The 26,971-nt window shown below is 66.5% G+C and carries 24 protein-coding genes; 6 read left to right on the top strand and 18 right to left on the bottom strand.

What is annotated here, in order from left to right; genetic code table 11:
- The first annotated feature begins 58 nt into the window (after nt 1-58).
- The 5 genes from C7I84_RS08650 (at nt 59) to C7I84_RS08670 (ending at nt 6,580) form a co-directional block, all read left to right on the top strand.
- Nucleotides 59-1,105: a sugar ABC transporter substrate-binding protein gene (locus C7I84_RS08650; protein WP_106771756.1), complete on the top strand. Its 1,047-nt coding sequence runs from the start codon at nt 59-61 to the stop codon at nt 1,103-1,105.
- A gap of 574 nt (nt 1,106-1,679) precedes the next feature.
- On the top strand, nt 1,680-2,684 hold the full coding sequence (locus C7I84_RS08655) for an ABC transporter permease (RefSeq protein ID WP_106771757.1): 1,005 nt from the start codon (nt 1,680-1,682) through the stop codon (nt 2,682-2,684).
- Nucleotides 2,681-3,637 (top strand): ABC transporter permease, encoded by a 957-nt coding sequence (locus C7I84_RS08660; RefSeq protein ID WP_106771758.1) that lies wholly within the window; start codon nt 2,681-2,683, stop codon nt 3,635-3,637. The genes C7I84_RS08655 and C7I84_RS08660 overlap by 4 nt, the downstream gene beginning before the upstream one ends.
- Nucleotides 3,637-5,157, top strand: a complete 1,521-nt coding sequence (locus C7I84_RS08665) for a sugar ABC transporter ATP-binding protein (RefSeq protein ID WP_106771759.1) — start codon at nt 3,637-3,639, stop codon at nt 5,155-5,157. The genes C7I84_RS08660 and C7I84_RS08665 overlap by 1 nt, the downstream gene beginning before the upstream one ends.
- Nucleotides 5,158-5,572: 415 nt before the next feature.
- Nucleotides 5,573-6,580 carry a GntR family transcriptional regulator gene (locus C7I84_RS08670; protein ID WP_245428361.1) on the top strand — a complete coding sequence of 336 codons (1,008 nt, stop codon included), beginning with the start codon at nt 5,573-5,575 and terminating at the stop codon, nt 6,578-6,580.
- Between the two features lie 550 nt (nt 6,581-7,130).
- Here C7I84_RS08670 and C7I84_RS08675 read toward each other — a convergent pair.
- From C7I84_RS08675 to C7I84_RS08745, 14 genes are all read right to left on the bottom strand, one after another.
- The gene (locus C7I84_RS08675) at nt 7,131-7,928 is read right to left on the bottom strand and encodes a 3-methyl-2-oxobutanoate hydroxymethyltransferase (protein ID WP_106771761.1); all 798 of its coding nucleotides are present in this window, start codon (nt 7,926-7,928) and stop codon (nt 7,131-7,133) included.
- 48 nt (nt 7,929-7,976) lie between these two features.
- Nucleotides 7,977-8,291, bottom strand: a complete 315-nt coding sequence (locus C7I84_RS08680; protein WP_106771762.1) for a MocE family 2Fe-2S type ferredoxin — start codon at nt 8,289-8,291, stop codon at nt 7,977-7,979.
- Nucleotides 8,292-8,360: 69 nt separating this feature from the next.
- Nucleotides 8,361-9,455, bottom strand: coding sequence for a fatty acid desaturase family protein (locus C7I84_RS08685; RefSeq protein WP_106771763.1), 1,095 nt, complete (start codon nt 9,453-9,455; stop codon nt 8,361-8,363).
- Nucleotides 9,456-9,525: 70 nt separating this feature from the next.
- Complete coding sequence (locus tag C7I84_RS08690) at nt 9,526-10,713, bottom strand: aldose 1-epimerase family protein (protein WP_106771764.1); 1,188 nt, start codon at nt 10,711-10,713, stop codon at nt 9,526-9,528.
- A gap of 246 nt (nt 10,714-10,959) precedes the next feature.
- Nucleotides 10,960-11,742: an ATP-binding cassette domain-containing protein gene (locus C7I84_RS08700; protein ID WP_106771765.1), complete on the bottom strand. Its 783-nt coding sequence runs from the start codon at nt 11,740-11,742 to the stop codon at nt 10,960-10,962.
- A complete protein-coding gene (locus tag C7I84_RS08705; protein ID WP_106771766.1) occupies nt 11,739-12,716 on the bottom strand; it encodes an ABC transporter permease in 978 nt (325 codons plus the stop codon). Before C7I84_RS08705 ends, C7I84_RS08700 begins: the two co-directional genes overlap by 4 nt.
- A 75-nt stretch (nt 12,717-12,791) precedes the next feature.
- Nucleotides 12,792-13,730 (bottom strand): sugar ABC transporter substrate-binding protein, encoded by a 939-nt coding sequence (locus C7I84_RS08710; RefSeq protein ID WP_106771767.1) that lies wholly within the window; start codon nt 13,728-13,730, stop codon nt 12,792-12,794.
- Nucleotides 13,731-13,749: 19 nt separating this feature from the next.
- Nucleotides 13,750-14,664, bottom strand: a complete 915-nt coding sequence (locus C7I84_RS08715) for a sugar phosphate isomerase/epimerase family protein (protein WP_106771768.1) — start codon at nt 14,662-14,664, stop codon at nt 13,750-13,752.
- A gap of 25 nt (nt 14,665-14,689) precedes the next feature.
- Nucleotides 14,690-15,778, bottom strand: coding sequence for a Gfo/Idh/MocA family protein (locus C7I84_RS08720; RefSeq protein ID WP_106771769.1), 1,089 nt, complete (start codon nt 15,776-15,778; stop codon nt 14,690-14,692).
- A 14-nt stretch (nt 15,779-15,792) separates the two neighbouring features.
- Nucleotides 15,793-16,866, bottom strand: a complete 1,074-nt coding sequence (locus tag C7I84_RS08725; protein WP_106771770.1) for an ABC transporter ATP-binding protein — start codon at nt 16,864-16,866, stop codon at nt 15,793-15,795.
- A 435-nt stretch (nt 16,867-17,301) separates the two neighbouring features.
- Complete coding sequence (locus tag C7I84_RS08730) at nt 17,302-18,399, bottom strand: ABC transporter ATP-binding protein (protein WP_106771771.1); 1,098 nt, start codon at nt 18,397-18,399, stop codon at nt 17,302-17,304.
- Nucleotides 18,396-19,361: a carbohydrate ABC transporter permease gene (locus C7I84_RS08735; RefSeq protein ID WP_245428363.1), complete on the bottom strand. Its 966-nt coding sequence runs from the start codon at nt 19,359-19,361 to the stop codon at nt 18,396-18,398. Before C7I84_RS08735 ends, C7I84_RS08730 begins: the two co-directional genes overlap by 4 nt.
- A gap of 142 nt (nt 19,362-19,503) precedes the next feature.
- Complete coding sequence (locus C7I84_RS08740) at nt 19,504-20,364, bottom strand: carbohydrate ABC transporter permease (RefSeq protein ID WP_106771773.1); 861 nt, start codon at nt 20,362-20,364, stop codon at nt 19,504-19,506.
- Nucleotides 20,365-20,440: 76 nt separating this feature from the next.
- Nucleotides 20,441-22,048, bottom strand: a complete 1,608-nt coding sequence (locus tag C7I84_RS08745) for an extracellular solute-binding protein (protein ID WP_106771774.1) — start codon at nt 22,046-22,048, stop codon at nt 20,441-20,443.
- 358 nt (nt 22,049-22,406) lie between these two features.
- Here C7I84_RS08745 and C7I84_RS08750 point away from each other — a divergent pair, with 358 nt between their 5' ends.
- Nucleotides 22,407-23,429: a LacI family DNA-binding transcriptional regulator gene (locus C7I84_RS08750; protein ID WP_106771775.1), complete on the top strand. Its 1,023-nt coding sequence runs from the start codon at nt 22,407-22,409 to the stop codon at nt 23,427-23,429.
- 210 nt (nt 23,430-23,639) lie between these two features.
- Here C7I84_RS08750 and C7I84_RS08755 read toward each other — a convergent pair whose 3' ends face one another.
- The 4 genes from C7I84_RS08755 to C7I84_RS08770 all read right to left on the bottom strand — a co-directional run.
- The gene (locus C7I84_RS08755; protein ID WP_106771776.1) at nt 23,640-24,332 is read right to left on the bottom strand and encodes a GntR family transcriptional regulator; all 693 of its coding nucleotides are present in this window, start codon (nt 24,330-24,332) and stop codon (nt 23,640-23,642) included.
- A gap of 232 nt (nt 24,333-24,564) precedes the next feature.
- Nucleotides 24,565-25,545, bottom strand: a complete 981-nt coding sequence (locus tag C7I84_RS08760; protein ID WP_106771777.1) for a transketolase family protein — start codon at nt 25,543-25,545, stop codon at nt 24,565-24,567.
- A 2-nt stretch (nt 25,546-25,547) separates the two neighbouring features.
- Nucleotides 25,548-26,435 (bottom strand): transketolase, encoded by an 888-nt coding sequence (locus C7I84_RS08765; protein ID WP_106771778.1) that lies wholly within the window; start codon nt 26,433-26,435, stop codon nt 25,548-25,550.
- A 297-nt stretch (nt 26,436-26,732) separates the two neighbouring features.
- Nucleotides 26,733-26,971, bottom strand: a 239-nt coding sequence (locus C7I84_RS08770; protein ID WP_207770980.1) for a transposase, incomplete at its 5' end; no start/stop codon positions are given.

Genomic DNA, 26,971 nt, shown 5'->3' on the forward strand with positions numbered 1-26,971 from the left:
CCCCATGTGGAGCGGCGGCCCGATCGGGTCGTGACAGCTTCGCACCAGGGAGGATACCATGAGATTGTTCTGCGATTCCGGTCGCGGCTTGGCCGCGTCGATGATTGCCGCCGGCCTGGCGATGTCGCTCGGCGGCTCGGCATATGCATCCGATAACAAGATCGCGCTGATACCAGGCGGCCCGCACCCCTATTTCAAGCCGTGGGAGCAGGCTGCCGCCGATGCCCAGAAGGATTTCGGCATAGCCGCCGTCGACTTCAAGGTGCCGACCGAGTGGAAGCTCAGCCTGCAGACCGAGCTGGTGGAGAGCCTGGCCGCGCAGGGCTACACCGCCTTCGGCATCTTCCCCGGCGACGCCGTCGGCATCAATTCGACCGTCGAGGAACTGAAGGCATCGAGCATCCCGTCGGCAGCACTTGCCGGCTGCGCCCAGGATCCGACCGGCGTCGCCTTCTGTCTCGGCACCGACGTCTACAACTCCGCCTATCTCGGCACCAAGGAGCTGATCAAGGCGATGGGCGGCAAGGGCGCGATCGTCCACCTCGCCGGCCTGCTGGTCGATCCCAACACGACGCTGCGCGTCAAGGCGGTCGAGACCGCCGTGGCCGAGACCAACGGGGCGGTGACGCTGCTGCAGACCGTCGCCGACACCGACGCACAGGAAGCCGCGGACCAGAAGATCAACGCGCTGCTCGCCGCCCAGAAGGACGACATCGGCGGCATGATCGCCACCGGCTACATCCCCTCGGTCGTCGCCTCGAAGTCGCTGCGTTCGCTCGGCGACAAGCGCATAAAATTCGTCGGCATCGACGACGACCAGATCGTGCTCGACGCCATCAAGGACGGCTTCGTGTCCGGCACCATGGCGCAGAACCCATACGGCCAGGGCTATGTCGGCGCCTTCGCGCTCGACCTGCTGGCCGGCGGCGGCTGCACCATGAAGGACGACGCGCCGTGGATCGAAACGCCGCAGACCAAGCGCTTCATCGATTCCGGCACCATGGTGATCAACGCCGACAATCTGGAGAGCTACAGGGACGATCTGAAGAAAATCACCACGTCGATCCAGGCCTCGTTCAAGGACAAGTACATGAACTGTCCGTAGGCTGTGGCGTGAGCCGAGAGGGGCAGGTGCATCGAGCCGGATTTGGCGAGCTCCGCTCGTGCAGGTTTGGCGACCTCGGAGCACCCTCGTCAGTTCGCTTCGCTGGGTTCCTCTCCCTCATTGGCGAGGAACTCAGGCTGGAGAAGCACCAGCGTCGCGACGGTGGTTCCGGGGACAGTACCTTTACCGTGGGGTTGCTGTGGAGCTTCATTCTGCACCGGTTCTGGTTTTTCGAGTCCGAGGCATGGATCCTAGGGTCTCCGCCTCCGCTTTGCTCCGGCTCCGCCCTAGGATGACGAAGGCAATGGGGGTTTGCGGCCAATCACCAGCGTTCGAGATTGGCGCAGGCCTCCCTCCAATTCGTCATCCTAGGGCGGAGCCGGAGCGTAGCGGAGGCGGAGACCCTAGGATCCATGCCTCGGACTCGAAACACCAGAACCGGTGCAGACTGGTCTCGGCTCAGAACCGGAGATCGGAACATCTATGGCCATCGATCCGGCGAACGGTCGCGAGCGAAGCTAGCCGGCAAGGGTTCCTCCGTCCGTTTCCACTGGCATGAGATGACCAGGACAGCATGACCGACGACGCCATCCCCACATCCGCCCCCCGACGACCGGGCCTGCTCGGCGCCTCCGCCCAGTTCGGCCTGTTCGCCATCGTCGCGCTGCTGTGGCTCGTCTTCTCGACGCTGGCGCCCGGCTTCACCTCGCCGATCAACCTGTTCTCGATCGGCCGGTCGCTGGCGATCGACATCGTCATCGGCTTCTCGCAGATGGTGGTGCTGGCGACGGGCGGCATGAACCTCGCGGTCGGTTCGATCGGCGTCTGCGCGGTGATGGCCAGCGGCTTCCTGCTGCAGGATCTCGGCCTGCCCATCCCGCTGGCGCTCGCCGGCGCGCTGGCGCTCGGAGCCGCGCTCGGCTGGCTGAACGGCGTCGCCATCGTCAGGACCGGCGTCAACGCCTTCATCATCACACTGGCCAGCGCCAGCCTGTTCCTCGGCGCCATGCTGATCCTCACCAAGGCCGTGCCCTATAACGGCCTGCCGCCCGAGATCGGCGCCTTCGGCCGCATGCGCATCGGCGGCTATGTATCGCCGCTGCTGATCATCGCGCTCGCCATTGGCGCGGCGCTCTACGTGCTCTACCGCCACTCCGCGCTGGGCCGGCAGATCCTTGCCGCCGGCGCCAATCCGCGCGCCGCCGCCATGTCGGGCGTCCCGGTCGACCGCGTCATCGTCATCAGCCACACGCTGTCGGGGCTGCTCGCCGCAACCGCCGGCCTGATGATCGTGGCGCGGCTCGGCGCGGCGATGCCGTCGGTTGGCGGCGAGGAATGGCTGCTGCCCTCCTTTCTCGGTCCGGTACTCGGCGGCACGCTGCTTGCCGGCGGCTCGGTGGCGGTGGTCGGCACGATCATCGGCGCGGCGCTGGTGACCACCATCCGCAGCGGCCTGCTGGTGCTGCAGATCGGCAATTTCTGGCTGCAGCTCTTCCTCGGACTGATCCTGCTCGCCGCCGTCATGGCCGACCGCTATCGCGGCATCTTCGTCGAGCGCCGCTCCATGGGACGCCGATGAACACGATCTTCCGCCGCCTCCTCATGGTCGAATGGTCCGGCCTGCTGGCCGCGATCATCCTCGGCGCCGCAGTGCTTGCCTGGCTGTCACCCGCCTTCCTCACCGAGTTCAACATCTACGTCATGCTGCGCAGCTTCTGCGTGGCGCTGCTGGTCGGCTTCGCCCAGATGGTGACGCTGGCCGTCGGCCAGCTCAACATCTCGGTCGGCGCGCTGGGCGGGCTCGTCGCCGTGCTCGCCGGCGGCATGATGGAAAAGCTCGGCTTCCCGGTCGCCGTCGCCGTGCCGCTTGCCATCGGCATCGGAGGGCTCGCGGGTCTGCTGAACGGCGTGCTCACGGTTCGCACCGGCATCAACGGCTTCATCATAACGCTGGCCACCGCGTCGGCCTTCACCGGCATCAATCTCGGCATCACCGAGTCGATCCCCTTTTACGACATGCCGCCTTCCCTGGTCGCCTTCGGCTCGAACCGCTTCTTCGGCTTCCCCTACCTGCTGATCGCGCCGATCGTGGTGGCAGCGCTGCTCGGCCTGTTCCTGGCCCGCACCGTGCCGGGGCGGCACCTGCTCGCCGTCGGCGGCAACCCGCAGGCTGCGGAGCTTTCCGGCATCTCGCGCGACGGCATCACCATGCTCGCCCATGCGCTGTCGGGCGCGCTCGCCGGCGCCGCCGCGGTGCTGGCGGTCGCCCAGCTCGGCTCGGCGCAGCCGACCATCGGGGCCGACTGGCTGCTGCTCTCCTTCGCCGCGCCGATCATCGGCGGCGCCGCACTCACCGGCGGCCACGTGTCGGTGCTCGGCACTACGCTGGCGGTGGTCCTGATCGCGCTCATCGAGAACGGCATGGTGCTCGCCAAGGTAGATCCCTACTGGGTGCAGTTCGTGCTCGGCGCGCTGATCCTCGCCGCGGTCTGGCTGAACCGCTGGCGCGCGGTCAGGACGGGGATGGGCTGATGCATCTCGCCATCGAATCCGCCAGCAAGGCCTTTCCCGGGGTCCAGGCGCTGGACAATGTCTCGCTGGAACTGAGGCCCGGCGAGATCCACGCACTGATGGGCGAGAACGGCGCCGGCAAGTCGACCCTCATCAAGATCATCACCGGCCTCTACCGGCCGGACGGCGGCCGCCTGCTGGTCGACGGCCGCGAAGTGTCCTTCCAGTCGCCGCGCGATGCCATCGCCGCCGGCATCAGCGCCGTGCACCAGGAGCGCAACCTGATCCCGCGTTTCTCGGTCGGCGAGAACATCCTGCTGGAACGCCTGCCGACCCATCGCGGCCTGCTCGACCGCGAGGCCATCCACCGCGAGGCGCGCCGCTATCTCGACCTGCTCGACCGCGGCATCGACACCCGCGCCGAGGTGCGCACGCTGTCGGTGGCGCAGATGCAGATCGTCGAGATCGCCAAGGCCCTGTCGCTCGAGACGAAATGCCTGCTGATGGACGAGCCGACCGCCTCCATCACCGAGCACGAAACGGTGGCGCTGTTCTCGCTGCTCAGGCGCCTGCGCGACGAGGGCGCGGCGATCGTCTTCGTCAGCCACAAGCTGGAGGAGGTCTTTGCCATCGCCGACCGGGTGACCGTGCTGCGCGACGGCCGCAACGCCGCGATCGGCGAGCCGATGAGCGCGATGACGCGCCAGCGCCTGATATCCTTGATGGTCGGCCGCGAGGAGCGCATCGTCGAGCGGCCGCAGCGCACGGTCGAGACCGACGTGGTGCTGGAGGCCAGCGGGATCAATACCGCCTTCGGCCATCGCGACATCTCCTTCGCGCTCAGGCGCGGCGAGATCCTCGGCCTCTACGGCCTGGTCGGTGCCGGCCGCAGCGAGCTTGCCCGCGCCATCGTCGGAGACATCCCGGTCACCGGCGGCGCGCTGCGCCTCAAGGGCAAGGCGGTGCGCATCCGCGACATGCACGAGGCACTCGACCACCACCGCATCGGCTACATCAGCGAGGACCGCAAGCAGGAAGGGCTGATCCTCGCCCATTCGATCCGCGAAAACATCGCGGTGACGATCTGGAAGCGGCTCGCCGGGATGCTCGGGCTGATCGCGCCGCCGGCGGAGGCGCGTGCCGTGCTGCCCTATGTCGAGCGGCTGGAGATCCGCACCCCGTCGATCGAGCAGACCGTCGGCAATCTCTCCGGCGGCAACCAGCAGAAGGTCAGCGTGGCGAAATGGCTCGCCGCCAATGTCGAGATCCTGATCATAGACGAGCCCACGGTCGGCATCGACATCAAGACCAAGGCCTATCTGCACGAGCTTATCCACGAGATCGCCGAGGCAGGCACGTCGGTGCTGCTGATCTCCAGCGATATGCCGGAAATGGTGGCGCTCGCCGACCGCATCCTGGTCATGCACGGCAAGCGCCTGGTCGGCGAGGTCGCCAACGGCCGCCGCTACGAGACGGTGAGCCGGGCGATCATGAACCGCATCCACGCGGTCGAGGAAGAGCGTCCCGCGGCGGCGGAGTAGGCAATGACTTCCAGCCGCAGGCATCACCCCTCCTCGCCCTGCCGGGTACTTCTCCAGGCAAGCGGCTGGGCAATCGCATATGGAATCACCCCCACCCCTGGCCCCTCCCCACAAGGGGGAGGGGGACCGGCTTGCACTTCCGCCATACGCCGATCGTCAATGGTTTCGCGTGGCATGGCGGCCGCAAAGTCCCCCTCCCCCTTGTCGGGAGGGGTTGGGGGTGGGGGTACGAGGCCGCCGAATTTCCCGCCGCCTGCCATATACGATCGCCCCGCCGCTTGCGGGAAGAAGGACGCAGGCCGCTTCGACGAGACTCGTTCTGCGACGCTGACGATTGGCGAAATCATTGATGAACGTGTCCCTCTCCTCGCCTGCGGGGAGAGGATGCCGGCAGGCAGGTGAGGGGCGGCACGACGTGCGAAAAAAGGCCTCACCCCGAGCACAACTCGGCGCCTCGCCGCTCTACGAGCTCATCCACGGCGTGCTGCGCGACCATATCGTCGAGGGCGTCTTCCCGCCCGGCCTGGTGCTCGGCGAGACCGGCGTCGCCCGCGCCTTCAGCGCCAGCCGGGTGCCGGCCGCGGCGGCGCTGAGGCGCCTGCAGGAGGAAGGTCTGGTCGAGGCGTTCGAGGGCCGCGGCTATGTGACGGCCAGCCGGCGCAACGGCAAGCCGGTGCGGCTGGACCTGTTCGCCGCCGGACTGACGCTGCCGCCCGATTTCGCCGGCGAGACCAAGGCGCGCAACCGCCACGAGCTCCTCTACCCCCTGGTCGAGCACGAGGTCGCCGCCTGCCTTGCCTATGGCCGCTTCCTGCTCAACGAGAGCGCGCTGGCCGAGCATCACAAGGTCAGCCGCACCGTCGCCCACGAGGTGCTGACCAAGCTCGACCGGACCGGCCTGATCGCCCGCGATTCCAACCAGCGCTGGTATGCCGGGCCGCTGACGGAACGGCTGCTGCGCGAGCATTTCGAGATGCGCTGGCTGCTGGAGCCGATTGCGCTCGACCAGGTCGCGGCCGATCTCGACCCCGCCGAGCTCGACGCCAAGCGCCGGCGCGCCGCCGAGGCGCGCGACGGACCGCGGCCGCCGTCGGTTCTGGAGGGCCTGGAGAACGACCTCCATGTCGATATCGTGCTGCGCTGCCCCAACCAGCAGCTGCGCGAGACGATCCGGCGCAGCCAGTTGCCGATCATCGCCACCCATTCCACCTACGAGCACCGCAGCCGCGAAGAAATCTCCACCATGATCGGCGAGCATCTCGAGATACTCGACCGCCTGCGGTCGGGCCGCCGCAAGCAGGCAGCCGTCGCGCTCGAAGCGCATCTGCGGCGGTCGCTCGGATCGAACCTCGAGCTGATCCGCCGCCTGAAGCCGCTGTCGCAGGATGCGCTGCCGCCCTACCTCGTGTCGATCGAGGCTTGATTGCGACCGACCCGAACCGGTGCGAGCGCAGCCAGCAAGGGGGACAAAAAATCGCCCCGCCGGGAATATTTTCCTGCCTTTCCAGTCCCTTGCCACGCGCACGCCAGAGAATCCCGTCGTCCTTGTCCCCTCCCTTTCCGTCTCTCCCATAATCGCGGCAGTTCCTCCCGCGGGAACGCCGGTCGCGACGGTGGTTTGGTGGGGAGGAGCCGGCGCCTCCGGTGCGGGAAGACGTAGCCCGCGCCCGGGGAGGCCCGTCCGAAGGTTCCTCCTCCGCAACTAGGTGCGGGGCGCACTGGACGAGTGCTGCGGCATGGCCAGCCGAGGCGACGCAAGAAGCCGGAGCCGGAGCTATAGCGAAGCGGAACGGGACGGTGCCCGAAATCGCCGGCGGGGCGCGAAGGCCGCGCCATGTTTTTACTAAAGAGGCTCGGCCCAGCGCCCCGCTTCCCGACTTCTCCCTCCGCGGCAGGGAGCGCTCTTTGAAAAGGCCAGGGCCGCAAGGCAGCGTGGCGAGGATGGAGGCTGGATGCGCGTGGCAGCCGCGGCGTTACCCGTCGATCGCGTCCATGAACTTCGCCAGTTCGGCCGGGTCCATGTGCACGATGTGCCGCTCCTCGGGATAGGCACGGCTGTTGCAGTCTTCCACGAACTCGCTGAAGGCGGCCACACGCTCGGCCTGCAGCCGGTCGTATTCGGCGGCGAAGTTGCGGTAGACCTTGGAGTGGCGGGGCATGTGGCCGCGGTTCTGGCCGAGCACGTCCTCGGCGAACAGGTATTGCGCGTCGCAGCCGATGCCCGCGCCCATCGAGATCAGGAACAGCGAGGTGCGTTGCGAGATCGCGGCCGCCACCTCCACCGGCACCACCTCGATCTCGGCACCGAAAGCGCCGGCCTCCTCGAGCTGGCGCACGGCCGACAGAATTTCGAGCGCGCCCTCGGCGGTCTTGCCGACCGCCTTCCAGCCGCCCGTCCAGGTGCGGCGCGACGGGATCAGCCCGACATGGCCGATCACCGGGATCGCCTCGTCGGCCATGCGCTTGATCGTGGCGAAGCTGGCGCTGCAATAGACCGCGTCGGCGCCCGCCTTGTACATGCGGAATGCCCAGCGCACGAAGTCGTCGGCCGTGCCGATCTCGTAGAAATTGTCGCCCGGCATCGAGAACAGGCTGGGCGCTGCGTCGCGGTAGCGCGGATCGAGCAGCAGGTCAGGCGGGATCGACACGATGTCGACGCCGGCCCGCTCGGCTGCTTCCGCCTCCTCCAGCGTCATCACGCGCAGCATGGTAAGCTGGCGCTTGCCCTTCATCGCGCGCAGGTCGGCGACAGTCGGTCTGGTGCGGCTCATGGTCGTTCTCCTCAGGCGGCGAGCGGCGTCTTCAGTGTGGTTTCGGCATCAGCCAAGCTGGATGAAGACCTTTCCGGCCTCCACCTTCACCGGATAGGTCTGGAGGTTGACGCAGACGGGTGCACCCTTGGCCGCGCCGGTCTTGTAGTTGAAGCGGCCATTGTGCTTCGGGCATTCGATGACGTCGTCCATCACCAGCCCGTCGGCCAGATGCACCTTCTCATGCGTGCAAAGCCCGTCCGTCGCGAAATACTCGTCATCCGGCGAGCGGTAGATCGCGAAGGTGCGTCCACCGTGGTCGAAACGGATGACATCTTCCTCGTCCACGTCGTCGGCGCCACACGCCTCGATCCATTCAGCCATGTCTTCTTCGTCTTCTCTCGGATGTTCGTTGGAACGCCGCGACCGGGCGGCGCCGGATGCTTGGAGCGCCTATTCCGCCGCGGAAGGCACGGTCATGTTGTGGAACTCGTCGCGATACGGCTTGGCTGTCGGCGGCAGGTCGCGCTTGAGGTAGAAATCCTCGTATTTCAGCTGCTTCAGCAGCACCGGCCATACCTCCCTGTAGGCGTGCCACATCGACGGGTTCGCCTCCGGCAGGTCGTGCTTGATGAGTTCGTGCAGCCTGGGCAGCGCGTGATACGGCACCATCGGGAACATGTGATGCTCGACGTGGTAGTTCATGTTCCAGTAGATGAAGCGGCTGACCGGGTTCATGTAGACGGTGCGCGTGTTCAGCCGGTGGTCGGTGACGTTGTCGGCGAGGCCGATGTGCTGGAGCAGCCCCGTCAACACCATGTGCCAGGTGCCGTAGAGGCGCGGCAGGCCGATCAGCATCAGCGGCAGCCAGGAGCCGAGCGCAATCGCCAGCGCCACGGTGGCGGCATAGATGGCGACGTGCCAGCGCGCCGCGACCACCGCCTTGTGATGCTCCATCTCGGGGACGTAGCTTTTCTCCTCGGCGTTCAGCCCGACAAGGGCCTGGCGGAACAGCGCCGGCAGCGAATAGCGGAAGTCGAGCAGGCCGGTGAAGGCCAGCGCCGCCTTCAGCAGGTCCGGCGGGCGCATGACCGCGATCTCGGCGTCGCGGCCGACGATGATCGTGTCGGTGTGGTGGCGTGCATGGCTCCAGCGCCAGGCGACCGGGTTGCGCATGAGCTGGAAGGAGGCGATCTGGTAGACGACGTCGTTCATCCAGCGGGTGCGGAAGGCCGTGCCGTGGCCGCATTCGTGCCAGCGCGAGTCGCTCGCCGAGGCATAGAAGACGCCGTAGACGAGGAAGAACGGCACGCACCACCAGGTGCCCCAAAAATAGATGGCGCCGGCGGCGGAGACGATCTGCACGCCCGCCCAGACGATGGTGTCGCGGATGGCGGGACCGTCCGAACGCTGCATCAGTTCCTTCATCACCTTGCGCGGCACCTCGGTGTGGTACCACTCGGCCGAGGCCAGGCCGGTCTCGATCGCCCGCTTCGTGCTCTCGCCGACTAGGCTGTAATCGCGCTTCGTCTTTTCCATGCTCGTCATCGTCTTCTCCGGAAGCCGCCTTTCGTCCGTCCGTTCCTCCCGATCTCCTCCCGGCCGTTCTTTCCCCCGCTCATCTCCGCGACCCTCCCGCCAGCGCCGGAAAGCGTCCCGACGGGGCCGGAAAATCCTCCTCCGGCTGGCGCGCGATCGCCGCGATCCGTTTTTCCGCCGCCGCGATCTCGGCGGCGCCGTCGAGCACCCGAAACGTCGCCTCGTAGGTCCGCTGCTCGTCATGCTCCAGCCAGATCATCTCGCCGCGCTCGCGCGCCGCGTTGTTGCCCAGCACATGATGCGTCGACGGTTCGATCCCCATCGCATATTGGCCCGCCTGGAAATTCTGCCACTGGTACATGCAGGGAAGCTGGTCCTTGCGGGTGACGACCTCGAAACCGAGGCCGATGCGGTCGTTGACGACGGCGACCGGTACGAGGCCGCCAGCATCCGCACCAAGCTCGTGCTGCCAGACCTGCTCGCGAAACCCGAGCTTCGGCGCGGGCAGCGTTCGGTAGCCGACGCCCTGGGCGCGATAGGCGTCACCGGCATGCGCGGCCCACAGCACCTCCTTCACCGGGGCGACATAGCGCGCGCCCTCGTCGACCAGCGGATGGCTGACATTGACGTGGTAGAAATACATATGCGGCGTGCGCGAAAAGCCGTGGTTCACCACCCGGTCGGAAATGCGAATCTCGCTGCCGCCGACATCGGCCTCGATACGGCGATGAAGATGCAGATCCTCGCCGAACACCGCCGACTGCTGGACGACGCCTTCAGCCCACAGCACGCAGCGGTCGCCGTCCCAGCTTTCGCCATAGCCGGTGAGCCTCGCGGGAATGGTGCTGACGCGGCCGTGCAGGGAATGCCGCACGCTCGTCTTGCCGGGATAGTTGTAGCTGTCGGCCGCAACCTCCTGGCCGCCCAGGATATGGTCGAGGCCGCAGGTGAGCAGCAGGCCGGAGAAGGAGCGCGCCCAAGCAAGGCCGTCCTCGCCCTCGTATTCGTGCAAGCCGGGATGCCTAAACCCGCTCGGCGAGTGCCAGCCGATCGCCTGGCCCTTGTAGTCGCAGTCGGCGATGTCCAGGGCGCGATCGAGCAGCGCGGTGAAACGCAGGCCGCTGCCGGTGCGGAACTCCAGCATGCGGATGCCGCGCTCGACGCCGTCGCCGAGCGTCATCAGGCGGACACCGGCGAATTGCGACAGCATGCCGGAGCGTTCGGCGACCTGCCTGCGGGTGAGCGTCTGGCCGTAGAGGGTCACCATGCGTTGCGGTCCTCTCCGATACCCCCACCCCTAACCCCTCCCCACAAGGGGGAGGGGAACTTTGCTGCCGCCATGCCACGCGAAACCGTTGACGTTTGGCGCTTGGCGGAGACGCCGGCCGATCCCCCTCCCCCTTGTGGGGAGGGGTTAGGGGTGGGGGTAAATCCACACGGGACTGCTCCCCCCTTGAGGGGGGTCCGGAGGACGCCGGCAGGCCAGAGGGGGGTGTGCAGGAGAGCATTCATCTCAATGCACCTTCGCCTGCTCGGCCAGCGTCGAGACGTCGACACCCATGATCAGCGCCTCGACCTCCAGCAGGTTGGTGTCCGCAACCGCGCGCTCGGCGACGATCTCGCCGCGGCGCATGACGACGATGCGGTCGGCGACCTGGAACACGTGGTGGATGTTGTGGGTGATGAACAGCACCGTGTGCCTGGCGTCGCGCACCTCCTTGACGAAACGCAGCACGCCATGCGTCTCCTCGACGCCGAGATTGTTGGTCGGCTCGTCGAGGATGATCACCTTGGCGGCGAACTGCATGGCGCGCGAGATGGCGATCGACTGGCGCTCGCCGCCCGACAGCGTGTTCACCGCGGCGTCGGCGTCGAGCTTCTTGGAGATGCCGACGCGCTTGAGCAGCGCCGAGGCGGCTCCCCGCAGCGCCGGGAAATCGATCGGCGCGAACACGCCGAGGAAGGGCAGCTTCACCGGCTCGCGGCCAAGGAAGAGGTTGCGGGCGATCGACAGGTCGGGCGCCAGCGAGGTGTCCTGGTGGATGGTCTCGATGCCGAGGTCGATGGCGTCGCGCGCCGAGCGGATCGACGCCTTCTCGCCGCGCACATAGATGGCGCCGCCGTCGATCGGGTGGACGCCCGACACCGCCTTGATCAGCGTCGACTTGCCGGCGCCGTTGTCGCCGAGCAGCGCCACCACCTCGCCCTCGCGCAGGCTGAGCGAGGCCCCGCGCAGCGCCGTGACGCTGCCGAAGGACTTTCGCACGGATTCGAGGCGCAGGACTTCCGCGGTCATCGCCGGGCACTCCGTTTCTGGATCATGGCGTGCATGATCAGCATCACGAGGATGATCGCCCCGACGAAGATGTTGAAGGCGAGGCCGGGCACGCCGATCAGCACGATTCCGTTGCGGATGACGCGCAGCATGACGGCGCCGACCACCGTGCCGAGGATGGTGCCGTAGCCGCCGGTGAGCGCCGTGCCGCCGACCACCACCATGGCGATCACCTCCAGCTCGTAGCCGGTGCCCGCAACTGGCGAGGCGGCCGAGATGCGGAAGGCGCTGATCATGCCGGCAAGTCCGGCCAGCACCGAGGTGGCGATGAACAGGCCGATCTTGACCGCGTCGGCGGGGACGCCGCGCGCCACCGCGGCGCTGCGGTTGGAGCCGATGGCGCTGATCCAGTTGCCGAGCTTCGACCAGTTGAGGATGTAGGCGGCAAGCAGCGTCAGGCCGACGAACCAGAACAGCGAGACGTAGAGCCGGAAGGGGCCGAGCTCGAAGCTGCCGGCAAGCAGCGTCACGAAGATGCCCGGCTGGTCCCACGACTTCAGCGGAAAACCCTGGGTGATGTAGAGCGCCGCGCCGCGCGCGATCAGCAGCATCGACAGCGTCACCAGGAAGGACGAGATGCCGATCTTGGTGACGATGATGCCGTTGATGGCGCCGATGGCGATGCAGACCGCCAGCCCGACCAGCAGGGCAAGGCCGATGTCGACGCCCGCCGTCTGCGCCAGCAGCATGACGATCACCGGTCCGAGCGCGAAGACGGCGCCCACCGACAGGTCGAACTCGCCGGCCGTGAGAAGCAGCGTCATGGCCAGCGCCATGATGCCGAGTTCCGGCAGGAAGGCCATCATGTTGGAGATGTTGAGCGGCGAAAGGAAGTTCGGGTTGGCAAGCGAGAAGCCGACCAGCACGACCGCCAGGATGATCAGCGATGCGACCTGTGGCGTGGCCACAAGGCCACGCCACCGGTCCCCCCGCATAGTCGCTTGTTCCGTCACAGCTGCCATCGTCTTATCCAGGGGAAGGCGCGCCGCCGGCCGGAGCCGGCGACCGCATCACTTGTTGTAAAGCTTCAGGATCGGGTCGACGCTGCCCTTGTCGTAGAGGCTGAACGTCTGGATGTCGTATCCGATCGGCTCGCCGGAAGCGGCAAGGTTGAGCAGCGCCACCGGCATGAAGCCCTGCGCCGACGGGAACTGCCAGGCGGCGGCGTTGAAGTAGCCGTCGCGCACGGCCTCGGCCGTCTCCTTCGAGTTGCCCCAGCCGACGACGGGGATGGAGCCCGCCTTGATGCCGGCATTGTCGAACACTTTTCGCACGGCCGCCGCCACCGAGTCGCCGAGCGCGATGATCGCCGGCGGATTGTTGGCGAGCATATAGTCGCTCATCTTGGCGATGATCCCGGCCGGGTCGGTGCCGGCGTCGACCACGTCGTATTTGATGCCAAGCGGATCGAAGACGCTGGCGATGCCTTCCGTCTCGAGTTGCTGGTAGCTGGCGCCGGGCACCTCGACCGGCAGGAAGACGGTATCGCCCTGCTTCACCAGCTTGTTGTCGACCAGGAACTTCGCCCATGTCACCCCGGCCTGGCGCAGGTCGGCGCCGACATAGGCCTGGCGGCCGGTGGCGGTGTCGTCGGTGTTGAAGAAGACGATCGGGATGCCGGCCGCCTTGGCCGCCTTCACCTCCTCCGTCCACAGCCCCGGCTGCGCCGAGGTGGTGCCGATGCCGGCCGGCTTGGCGGCGATCGCCGAGTTGAACGCCTCCTTCTGGGCAGCCATGTCGCCACCGGAGAAGGAGATGTTGCAGGTGACCGCGAGCTGCTTGCAGGCGGCTTCCGCGCCGGCGTTCCAGTCGAGCCAGAAGGCGTCGGACGGGCCGCCATGCGACAGCAGGTAGAACGTCTTGTTGGCGTCCTGCGCCTGTGCGGGCGTCGCGAAAGCGGCACCGGCCAGCAGCGCGGCGGCGAAGAGTTTCAGACCGAGCTTGAACATCAAAACCTCCCTTCGGCCGTCACAGGCCGTTTTCGCGGAATTTGCCATCGAGGAATTTCTTGGCGCGCGGCACGTCGTCCTCCGACAAATGCTCGATGATGACCGGGATGTTCGGGTGCTTCTCGGCCAGCCGCTGCAGATAGAGGTCGTAGTTCAGCGAGCCGAGGCCGGGCGCCGGCAGCTCGATCTCGCCGACGCCGCGGAAGGTGTGGCTCTCCAGCGCGTCGTCATCGCCGATGTCGGCATGCTTCTCGGTCTTGTCGTCGCCCGAGCGCTTCACGTCCTTGGCATGGGCGATCCTGATCTTGTCGGTCAGCGTGTCGAAGACCTGATTGAGGATCTGGTCCATGCGGTCGATGTTGTGGGTCTCGAAATAGTTGGTCGGATCCATCAGCAGGCCGAGGCCGGGATGGTCGACCTGCGCGAACATTTTTACCGTCTCCTCGACCGAGCCGACGACGTTGTTGACGTAGGTCTCGAGCAGGAAGACCGCGCCGTGGTCGTAGGCGGTCTGGGCAAGGTCGGCGATGACCTTGCGGCACTCCTCGAAGCCCTCCTCGGTCTTGTTCTTCGGGTGGTGCACCCAGTCGGACTCGGTGTTGTAGGTGCCGGTCTCGGAGATCACGTAAGGGCTGCCGAAATGGCGGGCGTTGCGGATGATCTCCTTGAGATAGCCGACGCGCCGCTCGCGCTCGCCTTTGTCCGGGTGGATGATGTTGGTGTAGCCGGAGATGCAGCAGATCGGCAGGTGATGGTCGCGGAAGACGTCGCGCACCCGCTTCGCCTTGTCCCTGGTGATCTGGCCCGCCGACAGGTCGACGTCCTTGAAGTGCAGGTCGAGCTGCACGGTGTTGAAATCGAGGGAGCGGATCTTTTTGGCGGTCTCCTCGAGACCGTAGGGGAAATATCCCGTGAAAATACCGGCTTGCATCATGGCGTGAAACTCCTCCCGGATTGGTTCAGTTGATCGAGATTTCGGAAAGCTTGACCGTGCGGCCCTCGGCGATCGACCGGTAGCCGGCCTCGACGAGCGCCATGGTCCTGACGTTGTCGGCGACGGAGAGCGCCGGCGCCGCGCCGGTGGCGACGGCGTGCTGGAGCTGCTCCATGACGCCGATGAAGGCATGCGGGAACCACATGGTCTCCCAGCTCGGCGACACCCATTCGCCGCCGGTGGTCTTGGCGGAAGCGTAGGAGAGCGTCGAGGCCGCGCCCGTCGGCCAGCCGATCGTGCCCTTGGCGACGCCCTGCGTTCCCTCGACGCGCCAGGAGATATGCTGGTCGTCCCTGTAGCCGTCCTGCCGCGGGCCGGACCAGACGTCCTCCAGCGACACGGCGAGCACGCCGGAGGGAAAACGCAACGTCGAGACGGTGATGCCGTCCTTGTGGTCGAATGTCGTGCGCGGGTCCTTTCGCGTCAGCGTGGTGATCTCGTCGGGATCGCCGAACAGGAAGCGCAGCACGTCGAGATGGTGCACGCTCATGTTGGAGAGCGTCAGCCGATCGTAGTCCTGCAAAAAAGCCTGCCAGTGCGGGATGGCGTGCATGTCGATCTGCGCGAACACGATGTCGCCGAGCGCGCCGCTGTCGATGATCTGCTTCAGCACCCGCATCGACTGGTCGTAGCGCATGTTCTGGTTGACCGAGAGGATCTTGCCCGCCGCCTTTGCCTCGTCGCGCAGCAGAACCGCCTCCCCGAGCGACAGCGCCAGCGGCTTCTGCGCCAGGATCGCCTTCACATGCGGCTGCTTCAGCGCGTGGCGGATCAGCGCCGGCTGCTGGTCGGGCGGAAAGGCGAGGTCGATAATCTCGACGGACGTGTCCTCGATCAGCTTTTCCGGCGTGTCGTGGACGGTCGGGATATCCCAGCGCTCGGCGACCTTCTGCGCATTCGCCTTCGTGCGCGACGCGATCGCCACCACCGGGAAGCCGGCCTGCTTGTACGCCGCGAGGTGGCACTCGGCCATGATCATGCCGGCGCCGATGCAGCCGATCCTGTAGTCTCTGCTCCGGACCTCGACGTCCGGCTGGAACGCGGCTTGCGCCATCTCAATCCTCCCTGTCATCCCTGCCCACCCGGGCGCAGCGCAGCACCGTCGCGCGAAAAGCGGTGGACGCGGGCGGCTTCGCAGGACAGAGCCACCCTCGCCTCCGGCCGGATGTCCGGCTGGCCGCGCAGCAGCGCCCGCACCCGCGCCGCGCCGGCATCGACCGTCACCACCGTGTAGCCGCCGAGCGGCTCGACCTCGTAGACGCGCGCCGGCACGCCGGACGCGCCGTCCGCCCAGGGCGCGACCTTGATGTCCTCGGGGCGCAGGCCGATTTCGATCACCTCCGCGTCTGCGGCGAGCCCGGAAATCGCGATGGCGCCGTCGGCCACGCGCATGGCGCCGGCGCTGGCCTCGGTCGGCAGAATATTCATCATCGGCGAGCCGAGCAGGCGCGCGATATAGACGCTGGCCGGACGGTCGTAGATGTCGAGTGGCGTGCCGACCTGGCGGATGGCGCCGCCCTCCAGGATGGCCATGCGGTCGGCGACCGACATCGCCTCCTCCTGGTCGTGCGTCACGTAGATCAGCGTCTTGCCGAGCTCGCGCTGGATGCGCTTCAGCTCCACCCGGGTCTCCTCGCGCAGCCGCGCGTCGAGTGCCGAGATCGGGTCGTCCATCAGATAGGCGACGGGATCGCGCACCAGCGCCCGGGCGATCGCCACGCGCTGCCGCTCGCCGCCGGAAAGCTGCGCCGGCGGCTTGTGCAGGATATGGCCGATATGCAGCTTCTCCGCGACCTCGGCCAGTTTGCGCTCGATCTGCGCCGGCGGCGCCTTGCGCTCGACCAGCGGGAAGCGGATGTTGTCGCGCGCGCTCATATGCGGGAACAGCGCGAGATTCTGGAACACCATGGCGATGTTGCGTGCCGCCGGCGGCACGCGGTTGACGGGACGGCCGTCGATCAGGATCTCGCCGGAATCCGGCGTCTCCAGGCCGAGGATCAAGCGCAGGATCGTCGACTTGCCCGACAGCGGCGGCCCGAAGAAGCAGAAGAACTCGTTGTCCTCTACGGTGAAGGACGCATCGGCCACAGCGATCGTGTCGCCATAACGTTTCGTCACGTTGCGGAAGGCGATCTCAGCCATGCCGAGCTCCGATCTGCTGCGTCGATCGGACGTTTGGCTGTTTGCGCCGCCCCTCACTGCCCTGCCGGGCATCTCTCCCCGTAAACGGGGAGAGAGTGGCTGGCATCTCGGATTTCGCCAATCCCCAACACCGGCGATTTGCGAAAGCAGGGACGCCAGCGGCCTTCTCCCCGTTTACCGAAAGGCAATTGCATATGGAGTTACCCCCACCCCTAACCCCTCCCCACAAGGGGGAGGGGGACTTGGCTGCATCTTCGCTGAGCGGCAATGGTCGACGGTTTTGCGCTGCATAGCGGGCGCGAAGTCCCCCTCCCCCTTGTGGGGAGGGGTTAGGGGTGGGGGTATGAGGTGCCGACCGCCGGCGTTTATCCCCGCCGTATACGGGGAGAAGGTGCCGGCAGGCGGATGAGGGACTGCAGAAACGCTCGAAGCTGTTCATTGAAAGGCGCCCCCCAACGCCCTGCCGCTCGTGCGGTCAAAGATACGCACCGCATTCATGTCGGGGCTGACCACCGCCGAACCGTCCAGATCCGCGCGCTGGTCGTTGTCCAGCACGACCTTCATCGCCTGCTCGCCGCTGCCGAGATGCACGATGGTGCGGGCGCCGATGCGCTCCACAGCGGTGACCGGCGCGGCGATGCCCCTGCCCTCTGCGGCCAGCGTCGCCTGTTCCGGGCGGAAGCCGAACAGCACCTCGCCCGAACTACCGCGCAGGACGTGCGCCAGGCGGTCCGGAAGCGGCGCGGTGGCGCCCAGCGGTCCGAGGTCGATCACCAGCCCGCGGTCGCTTTCCGCCGGCCGCCCCGGCAGCAGGTTCATGCCCGGCGAGCCGATGAATTTCGCCACGAAGACGTTGGCCGGGTTGTTGTAGACCTCGATCGGCGTGCCGACCTGCTGCAGCACGCCGTGATCCATCACCGCGATACGGTCGGCCATGGTCATTGCCTCGAGCTGGTCGTGGGTGACATAGACCATCGTCTGCCGGAACTGCCGCTGCAGGTGTTTCAGTTCCGTGCGCATCACGGCGCGGAAGGCGGCGTCGACATTCGACAGCGGCTCGTCGAGCAGGAAGATCGCCGGCTCAAGGATGGCCGAGCGGCCGATCGCCACGCGCTGCAGGATGTTGACCGACAGGCGGTCGGCGCGGCGGTCGAGCAGCGGCGTGAGCTGCAGCAGCTCGGCGATGGCGCCGACGCGGCGGTCGACCTCCGCCTTCGGCGTACCATGCATGCGCGGCCCGTAGGCAAGATTCTGGCGGACCGTCATATGGGTGAAGATGGCATAGTTCTGGAACACGAAGCCGACGCCGCGGCGCCCCATCGGCACGCCGGCCATGTCGCGCTCGCCGAACAGGATGCGGCCCTCGGTCGGCTGCTCCATGCCGGCGATCATGTTCATGGTCGTCGACTTGCCGCAGCCCGACGGCCCCAGCAGCGCCACGAACTCGCCGTCCTCGATGGTGAGATCCATGGTCTTCAGCGCGGTGAAGTCGCCGAATTTCTTGACCAGGTTGTGCAGGTGGATCGCGCTCATGCCCGCGCCTCCCGTGCCGCCGCCATGCGCTTCATGGCGAAGACGGTGGCGAAGGAAAGCACGATCAGGATGGCCAGCGCGATCGCCGCGACATAGCCCCAGATCAGGTCCTGCGTGGTGACCTTGTAGATGTAGACGGAGATCGTCTCGGTGGCGACGCCCGGACCGCCGCCGGTCATGATGTAGAGCGTGTCGAAGATCTTGAAGTTCTCGATCACGCGGATGGCGAGCGCGATGATGATGATCGTCTTCATCTTCGGCAGCACGATGGTGAGGAAGCGCTGCCAGGCATTGGCGCCGAGCAGCGTCGCCGCCTTGATCTGGTCCTGCGGCACGCCGACCAGGCCGGCGAGCAGGATCAGGAACATCAGCGGCGTCCACTGCCAGATGTCGGCGATCATCACCGCGACCAGCGCCAGCGTCGGATCGGAGAGCCAGGCGATGGCGATGCGCGTGCCGGTCAGCGTCGACAAGATGTCGTTCACCGGCCCACCCGACTGGAACAGCATGAAGAACATGTAACCGGCCACCGCCGGCACCACCATCATCGGCATCAGCAGGATCGAATAGAACAGCCGCTTGCCCGGAAAATCGTCGGCGAACAGCGTCGCCAGCGCCAGCCCGAGCAGGAATTCGACGGGCACGCAGACGATCATCACCACGAAGGTGCGCCACAGCGCGCCCCACAGCCGGTTGTCCGAGACGAGGTCGGAATAGTTGGCAAAGCCGTTCCACAGCTCCCAGGCGCTCCACCAGCCGATGCCCGACAGCGGCGACCAGTCGGTCAGGCTGATGTAGAGCTGCATCAGCAGCGGGAAGACGGCGATGAAGAGCACCAGGATTTGCGCCGGCAGGGTCAGGCGGAAGCCGAGCCGGGTGGATTCGGAATCGGGAGAGGGCTTGTTGTGTGCGGCTTCCACTGCCGTGATCGCGCCGCTTGCTGGAACAGTGGTCGCGCTCATGGGTTCAACCTTGTGCGCACGATACCCCCACCCCTAACCCCTCCCCACAAGGGGGAGGGGAACTTGGCGCCAGCGCTTCCGGTTCCCCCTCCCCCTTGTGGGGAGTGGTTAGGGGTGGGGGTCAACCGAGCCACAAGACCACTCATTGCTTCAGCGCCCCGAAGGTGAGGCCGCGCACCAAGTGGCGCTGGATGGCGATGCCCATGATGACCGGCGGCACGGCGGCGATCAGGCCGAGCGCGGCCTTGGCGCCGTAGAGCTGGCCGGTCATGGAGGACGACAGCGAGGCCATGTAGACGGGCACCGTCACCCATTCGCGCGTCGTCAGAAGCAGCGCGATCAGATAGTCCGACCAGTTGAGGATGAAGACGAAGAGCGCAGCACTCGCCAGCGGGGGGCGCATCATCGGCAGGGTGATCCTGGTGAACACGCGCCAGCGCGAGCAGCCCTCGACCAGGCCGGCCTCCTCGATCTCGCGCGGCATGTCGTCGAAGAAAGTCTTCATCAGCCAGAAGGCGAAGGGCAGCGTGACGATGCCGTAGACCAGCGCCAGCCCCCACCAGGTGTCGGTGAGATTGAGGAAGGCCCACATGATCATGACCGGGATCATCACCGCCATGGGCGGGAACAGCCGGAGCTGCGTGAGCGCCAGCGGCAGGTTCTGGCCGGAGCCGAAGCGCGACAGGCCGTAGGCGGCGGCTGTGCCGGCGATCATGGCGATCAGCGTGCCGAATGTCGCCGACAGCAGCGAGGACAGGATCGGCTTCGCCGCCGACCGGTCGAGCGCCACGATCAGGCTTGAATCCGACTCGCCGAAGATGAAGCGGAAGTTGGAAAGCGTCGGTTCCTTCGGCCACCAGGTGAGGTCCGCGCCGGTCGCCGACCATTCGCCGATCGGCTTGAACGCCATCGACGCCATCCACAGGATGGGGATCAGCGTCAGCGCCAGCGCGAGAAGGATCGCGGCGTAGCGGAACAGCTCGAAGGACAGGGAACGGTTCATTACGATCGATGCATTGCTGGCTGAAGGTGCCGGGAGGGGCGCCGAGCGTCCCTCCCGTCCGGCTTGCTTGGGAGGATCAGCTCACCGGGTCGAGCACCGTGGGCCATGCCTCCTTGTTGGTCTTGATCGCCTCGAGCAGCTTGTCCTCGCCGGTGCGGCGCGCGATGCGGGTCCACTCCCGCTCGGTGTCGGCCATCGCCTGCTCGGGCGTCTTCGTCTTGGTAAGTGCAGCCACAAGGTTCTCGTCGAGCGCGTTGTGGAAGGCGGTGGCGCCGGGATAGTTGATGGTCGGCACGGTGCGGGCCACCGTCTCGCGCACCACGTCCATGTGGTAGGCGTGGTAGGTCTGGCGCACCAGCGGATCGGAGAAATCCGACAGGCGGAACGGATCGAAATAGCCGCCGGGATTGGCCGTCATCCAGGCATAGATGCGGGCCGAGCCGAGCCATTGCAGGAAGAGGTAGCAGGCCTCCGGGTTCTTCGCCTGCGACGATACCGAGGCCGACAGGTTCAGCCACAGCACCGAGCGGCTGACCAGCTTGCCGTCGACCTCGCGGCCAGGCGGCAGCATCGAGCCGATCTTGCCGGTGACGGCCGAATCCTTGTTCGCCGCATTGTCGAGGAATTTCGGCAGGTTGGAGAAGGCGCAGGTCATCGCCGCGCCGCCCTTGGCGAAGTTGCCGTACTGCTCCGGCCAGCCCCAGGAAATCGCGTCCGGGGACTTGTAGGCGAGCGAGTCCACATATTCCTTGGTGGCGGCGATGCCGGCCTCGGAATTGATCAGCGCCTTGCCGGTGTCGTCGAACAGGAACTGGTTGGGCGAGCCCATCGAGACGTAGCGCTGGTACCAGTTGGTGTAGCCCCAGCCCTGGTTGCGGATGTCGGTGGAGCCCAGCATGTTCTTGTCCGGGCGATGGAAGAACAGCGATATCTCGTCGAGCTGTTTCCAGGTCCGCGGCGGCGCCAGGTCGTAGCCGTGCTTGTCCTTGAACGCCTTCTTCTCCGCCTCGTCGTTGAACAGGTCGGTGCGGTAGACCCAGGTCTGGAAGTCGCCGTCGAGCGACACGCCATAGGTGGAGCCGCGATACTGGTTGAGCAGCGACACGCCCTTGGCGCCGCCGACATAGCCGTTCTCGGGATTGTCCCATTCCGGCCTGTGCTTGGCGACGAAGTCGTCGAGCTTGAGGATGCCGCCGGTTTCGGCGAGGTCGCCAAGGCGGTTCCACTCCACCGCATAGATGTCGTAGGCCCCACCCTTGGTGGAGATGTCCTGCATGGTCTTGGTGAATTCCTGGCCGTTGGGGACGCCGACGATGTCCAGCGCGATGCCGGTCTCCTTCTCCCACAGGTCCTTGATCGACGGCGCGCCGGCCGGGAAGGGCTGCGTGAGCTGGCCGATCGAACCGTCGGACAGGCCGAGAACGATCCTGTCGACGCCCGCCGCCTTCATCGCCTTGGCCGCCTCGACGGCGCGTCCTTCCGGCGTGTCGGCGCCATACTGGTAGCGCTCGGCTCCCTCGAAGCCCGTCGGGCCGCCGATCATGCCGGCGGCAAGCGCATCGGCCGCGAAGGCGCGGCTCGGACGGATGAATTTCGGTGCGATTCCGACCGCGCCGGCAAACAGGACGGCTTTTCCTCCGGACGCGAGCAGACCGCGGCGCGACATGCGCATGATGTTCGACATTGATTTCCTCCCCTCTGGAACCTCCGGCACCAGCTTGATGCACATTGACGCGAGGCGATGAGGCTGTCAACATCAGTTCAAATCAAAAATCATCATATCTGTCGCTTAGGAGGGAAACTCATGCAAAATCTACGATCTTCCGCGCCGTAAGCGTTCGCCGTCATGATGGGTTTTGATGCCTCTCTTCGACGGATCGAGATGCGCATCCGTGACAAGGCTGAGGAAACATGCCGCGCCGGCTTGTTGCCGCGCCAGCATGAGATACATCATTTCCCATCAGAATCGCAGTCAGCGGCTTTCATCCGGAGGATGAAGTTGTCCCCGTTCGGCCCCGCAAATTCACGGGATTTCTCCTAGCATGCGCTCGACCCTTATCGACATCGCACGCGAAGCCGGCGTTTCGGCCGCCACGGTCGACCGCGTGCTCAACAACCGGCCGGGCGTGCGCGAGCGCACCCGCGAGATCGTGTACGAGACGGCGCGAAGACTGGGCTATATCGCCGGGGATCGCGACGTCTCCGATCTCGGCCCGTCCGAGACGATCCGCCTCGACTTCGTCCTGCCCGAAGGCACCAACACCTTCATCCGGATGCTGCGCGACCAGCTGGCGCTGCAGGGCGCTGCAAGGCAGGAGCTCGACGTCCACATCAGTTCGATCGAGGGGTTCAATCCCGACACGCTCGCGCGGACCCTGCACGATCTGGAGGGCAGGACGCGCGGCGTCGGGCTGATCGCGCTCGACCATCCGACGGTGCGCGAGGCGATCCGCTCCCTGTCGGCCAGCGACGTCAAGGTGGTCACGCTGGCCACCGACGTGCTGCATGTGCCGCGCATCGCCTATGTCGGCATCGACAACCGCCAGGCCGGCCGCCTCGCCGGCTATGTGCTCGGGCGGCTGCTCGGCGGCAGCGCGCCGCGCAAGGTGGCGATGTTCGCCGGCTCCCTCTCCTATCGCGGTCATCAGGAGCGCGAGATGGGGTTCCGGCACGTGCTCGGCGAGGAGTTCCCGAACCTGTCGATCGTCGAGCTGCGCGAGATGCTGGACGACCGCGAGCGCGCCTATGTCGAGGCCGCCGCCCTGCTCGACCGCCACGACGACCTCGCCGGCATCTACAACATCGGCGCCGGCAACCAGGGCGTCGCCCGCGCCCTGCGCGAGCGCGGCCTGGAGCGGTCGGTGGTGTTCCTCGGGCACGAGCTGACGGAAGGGACCAAGCGGCTCCTGCTCGACGGCACGCTGGACGCGGTGATCGACCAGAACCCGCGCGTCGAGGCGCGCGAGGCGCTGAATCTGCTCACCCATGCCGTGCGCGGCCTGCCCTATGAAGGTCACCCGCCGCGGCTGCACCTCATCCTGAAGGAGAACATTCCGGAGGTGTGAGCGACGGTTCGGGTTTCGGCATGGTCACACAAATCGCCCGGTCAGAGAGATCGCAGGACGCAGCAGCAGTTCCGCTCCTGGGAAACAGCGCCGAAAAGCGGGTCGAGCAGTCCGGATTTGTATCGCTTTGGACGAGAAAAGCTCTCGCTTTCCACCGAAAACCGAGGGCCTCCCACGGAAAATCGATGTTGATTTCCCGAACCCTCTTCGTCAGACGGCCTGCTGCTCGCCCTTGCCCTTTTCGGCGTCGGCCTTCTCCTGTGCCGTGACCAGCACGTCGCTCCAGCGGATATCCTCCTGCATGGCATGCTTGGCGGCGGCCGGATCGCGCGCCTTGATCGCGTCGAGGAACTGGAAATGCTTGTGGTTGCGGCCGGTGAGCTGGCGGACCGGGATCTCCTCGTGGAAGGTGCGCAGGAACGGCCCCATCAGCGTCCACATGCTCTCGCAGATGGCCTCGACATAAGGCATGCCGGCGAGCCTGAGGATGCGGAAATGGAAGTCGCGATTGGCACGGCTGGCGAGTTCGGGATCGTGCGCGGCGCGGGTGAAGGTGTCGTTGAGCGCCTCGAATTCCTCGACCTGCTGCTGCGTCACGATCTCGGCGACGCGGTAGGCGGCCATGCCCTCGAGCTCGACGCGGATGGCGACGATCTCGCGCAGGTCGCGCGGCGTCAGCTTCGGCACGACGATCGAGGTGGCGGCGCGGACCTCCAGCGCCCGCTCGCTGGCGAGCCGCGAGATCGCCTCGCGCACCGGCGTGATGCTGGTGCCGTACTGCTCGGCGAAGGCGGCGATGGTGAGCCGCTGGCCGGGCTTGAAATGCCCGTCCATCAGCCCCTGGCGCAGATCCTCGTAGAGCTGCGTCGAGAGGTTGGCGCGGGAAAGCGGCTTGCCATGCATGTAATGGGATCCTTTGTTTCGACAGACCCTACATCACGCGCGATCGGCCTGTCAGTATGCCCGCCCGGCCGGCCGACCGGCACATCGAGTGCCCAGCCGCGGTAGCGGACGAAGAGCGAGCCGGCGAGCGGGACCGGTTCGACGATGCCGGGCTCCGGCGCCTCCTTCATCGAGGTGGCGTAGAGGCGGTCGAGATTTTCGCCGCTGCCGCCGGGGGCGAAGCGGTGCCCGCTCACGACCGCAAGAATTCCTCCGCGACGCTGCGTATGCCGGCGCCGTCGAGCCTGTAATGGGCGTAGAGATGCGTCGGCGGGGCGATCAGGCTGAACTCGTCGTAGATGCCGTGGCGCTTGAGCTTGACGCCGGCGCCCTCGTCGGTGAGCACCTCGGCCACCGCCGCGCCGAGGCCGCCGAGCACGTTGTGCTCCTCGACCGTCATCATCTTCTTCGTCCGCGCGGCGGCGGAAAGGATGGCGTCGCGGTCGATCGGCTTGATCGAAGCCATGTCGATGACGCCGACGGAACGGCCCTCGGCGTTCATCGCCCTGGCCGCCTCGATGGCGCCGTGGACGGCCATGCCGCAGGCGATGATGGTCAGCTCGTCGCCCTTGAGGTGTTCGTGCGCCTTGCCGAAGGCGAAGCTGGCGCCGCCCGCGTAGACGACGGGGTCGCGGCCGCGGCCGATGCGGACATAGATCGGCCGGTCGTAGCCGGCGGAGGCGCGGATCACCGCCTCGAGCTGCGCGCCGTCAGCCGGCGAGACCACGGCGAGATCGGCGATGGAGCGCATCGTCGCGATGTCCTCGGTGGCGTGGTGGGAGGTGCCGTAGAAGCCGAGCGAGATGCCGGTGTGATGGCCGATGAGGCGCACCGGCTGCGCCGAATAGGCGACGTCCATGCGGATCTGCTCGCAGGCGAGCAGGGCCATGAAGGAGGCGAAGGTGGCGACGAAAGGCACGACGCCGCAGCTCGCCATGCCGGCGGCCGCACTCACCATGTTCTGCTCGGAGATGCCGAAGGAGACGTAGCGGTCGGGATAGGCGGCGGCGAAGCGGTTCAAGCCGTTGGAATATTGCAGGTCGGCCGAGCCGGCGACCACGTTGTGGCCGGCCTTGACCAGCTCGATGAGACCGTTGGACAGGTGGTCGAGGCCGGGATTGGCGGCGTTGAGACCGCGGTACTGCCAGGAATTGGGGGAAAGCGGACCGGTCATGCTCAAATCTCCCGGGACTTGATTTCGGCGATCGCCGCTTCGGCGTCGGACGGGTCGAGATAGCCGAGGTGCCAGCCGGGCTCGGTCTCCATATAGGAGACGCCCTTGCCCTTGACGGTTTTCGCAATGATGCAGCAGGGTTTCGCGCGCTCGTCGTCGGCGCGGACCCGGCGCAGCAGCTCGGTCGTCTCGGCGACGTCGTGGCCGTCGACCACATGCACCTCCCAGCCGAAGGCGCGCCACTTGTCGTCGAGCGGCTCGATGTTCATGACGTCGTCGACCTTGCCGTCGAGCTGGTAGCCGTTGCGGTCAACGATGGCGATCAGGTTCCTCGCCTTGTGCTGGGCCGCGCCGATGGCGGCCTCCCAGACCTGGCCCTCCTGCATCTCGCCGTCACCCATCATGCAGAAGACCTTGTAGTCCTCGCCGGTCCAGCGCTGGGCGAGCACCATGCCGAGGCCGTTGGAAAGCGCATGACCGATCGAGCCGGAGGAGAAGTCGACGCCCGGCACCTTGCGCATGTCGGGATGGTCGCCGAGCGGGCTGCCGAGGCGGGTGTAGTTGTCGAGCCATTCCGCCGGGAAGAATCCGAGATCGGCGTAGATGGGGAACAGGCCAACGGCGGCGTGGCCCTTGCCGATGGTGAAGCGGTCGCGCGACGGCCAGCCGGGCTCGCCGCGCCTGAGCCGCATGACGTCGTAATAGAGGGCGGCGAAAATCTCGGCCGCCGAGAACACCGAGGTGTAGTGCCCGGTCTTGGCGATGTCTATGAGGCGTACGGTCTCCAGGCGGATGAAGCGCGCCCGCTCCTTCAGCATGGCGACCGTCTCCGGCGCAGGCGCGAAGCTGTTGGATCTCGATCCGGCACCGCCGCTGCTCGGTGATGGCATCAGTTTTCTCCTGTGGGGATGGGAGGATGCATGATCGACCGCGCGCATGGCGTCGAAATCGAGGTCGGCAATAACAGGCGCGATGCGCAGATGTCAAGGCATGATGCATGATGCATGATAGTTTGGAGGCTGTGCGACGGTCCTCACGAAGATTGAGACAAGACCGTCTTCAACAGCCAGCCTCCATCCTCGCCACGCTGCCTTGCGGCCCTGGCCGTTGTCGAAGGGCATTCCCTGCCGCGGAGGGAGAAGTCGGGAAGCGGGGCGCTGGGCCGAGCCTCTTTAGTAATACCCCGCCTACCCGACGACCCGAAAAGCCTCGGGTCTGACGATGTGGAAATTGTCGTTGACGGTGTCGCGGAAGGATTTCCAGTTCTTCGGCAATGTGGACTTGAAGAAGCGCATGATGGCCTCGGCGAAGGCGCGGAAGCTGTCATGATAGCGGTTGTGGGTGACGTGCTCGTGCATGAGTTTCCACAGCCGCTCGATGGCGTTGAGGTTGGGCGCGTAGGCGGGCAGGAAATGCAGCCGGATGC

The sequence above is a fragment of the Kumtagia ephedrae genome (assembly GCF_003012745.1).
Taxonomy (GTDB): domain Bacteria; phylum Pseudomonadota; class Alphaproteobacteria; order Rhizobiales; family Rhizobiaceae; genus Kumtagia; species Kumtagia ephedrae.

Bases quoted from the DNA above. Each gene is read 5' to 3' on its own strand.
- C7I84_RS08650 (WP_106771756.1), top strand. From the start codon at position 59: ATGAGATTGTTCTGCGATTCCGGTCGCGGCTTGGCCGCGTCGATGATT.
- C7I84_RS08655 (WP_106771757.1), top strand. From the start codon at position 1,680: ATGACCGACGACGCCATCCCCACATCCGCCCCCCGACGACCGGGCCTG.
- C7I84_RS08660 (WP_106771758.1), top strand. From the start codon at position 2,681: ATGAACACGATCTTCCGCCGCCTCCTCATGGTCGAATGGTCCGGCCTG.
- C7I84_RS08665 (WP_106771759.1), top strand. From the start codon at position 3,637: ATGCATCTCGCCATCGAATCCGCCAGCAAGGCCTTTCCCGGGGTCCAG.
- C7I84_RS08675 (WP_106771761.1), bottom strand. From the start codon at position 7,928: ATGAGCCGCACCAGACCGACTGTCGCCGACCTGCGCGCGATGAAGGGC.
- C7I84_RS08680 (WP_106771762.1), bottom strand. From the start codon at position 8,291: ATGGCTGAATGGATCGAGGCGTGTGGCGCCGACGACGTGGACGAGGAA.
- C7I84_RS08685 (WP_106771763.1), bottom strand. From the start codon at position 9,455: ATGACGAGCATGGAAAAGACGAAGCGCGATTACAGCCTAGTCGGCGAG.
- C7I84_RS08690 (WP_106771764.1), bottom strand. From the start codon at position 10,713: ATGGTGACCCTCTACGGCCAGACGCTCACCCGCAGGCAGGTCGCCGAA.
- C7I84_RS08700 (WP_106771765.1), bottom strand. From the start codon at position 11,742: ATGACCGCGGAAGTCCTGCGCCTCGAATCCGTGCGAAAGTCCTTCGGC.
- C7I84_RS08705 (WP_106771766.1), bottom strand. From the start codon at position 12,716: ATGCGGGGGGACCGGTGGCGTGGCCTTGTGGCCACGCCACAGGTCGCA.
- C7I84_RS08710 (WP_106771767.1), bottom strand. From the start codon at position 13,730: ATGTTCAAGCTCGGTCTGAAACTCTTCGCCGCCGCGCTGCTGGCCGGT.
- C7I84_RS08715 (WP_106771768.1), bottom strand. From the start codon at position 14,664: ATGATGCAAGCCGGTATTTTCACGGGATATTTCCCCTACGGTCTCGAG.
- C7I84_RS08720 (WP_106771769.1), bottom strand. From the start codon at position 15,778: ATGGCGCAAGCCGCGTTCCAGCCGGACGTCGAGGTCCGGAGCAGAGAC.
- C7I84_RS08725 (WP_106771770.1), bottom strand. From the start codon at position 16,866: ATGGCTGAGATCGCCTTCCGCAACGTGACGAAACGTTATGGCGACACG.
- C7I84_RS08730 (WP_106771771.1), bottom strand. From the start codon at position 18,399: ATGAGCGCGATCCACCTGCACAACCTGGTCAAGAAATTCGGCGACTTC.
- C7I84_RS08735 (WP_245428363.1), bottom strand. From the start codon at position 19,361: ATGAGCGCGACCACTGTTCCAGCAAGCGGCGCGATCACGGCAGTGGAA.
- C7I84_RS08740 (WP_106771773.1), bottom strand. From the start codon at position 20,364: ATGAACCGTTCCCTGTCCTTCGAGCTGTTCCGCTACGCCGCGATCCTT.
- C7I84_RS08745 (WP_106771774.1), bottom strand. From the start codon at position 22,048: ATGTCGAACATCATGCGCATGTCGCGCCGCGGTCTGCTCGCGTCCGGA.
- C7I84_RS08750 (WP_106771775.1), top strand. From the start codon at position 22,407: ATGCGCTCGACCCTTATCGACATCGCACGCGAAGCCGGCGTTTCGGCC.
- C7I84_RS08755 (WP_106771776.1), bottom strand. From the start codon at position 24,332: ATGCATGGCAAGCCGCTTTCCCGCGCCAACCTCTCGACGCAGCTCTAC.
- C7I84_RS08760 (WP_106771777.1), bottom strand. From the start codon at position 25,545: ATGACCGGTCCGCTTTCCCCCAATTCCTGGCAGTACCGCGGTCTCAAC.
- C7I84_RS08765 (WP_106771778.1), bottom strand. From the start codon at position 26,435: ATGCCATCACCGAGCAGCGGCGGTGCCGGATCGAGATCCAACAGCTTC.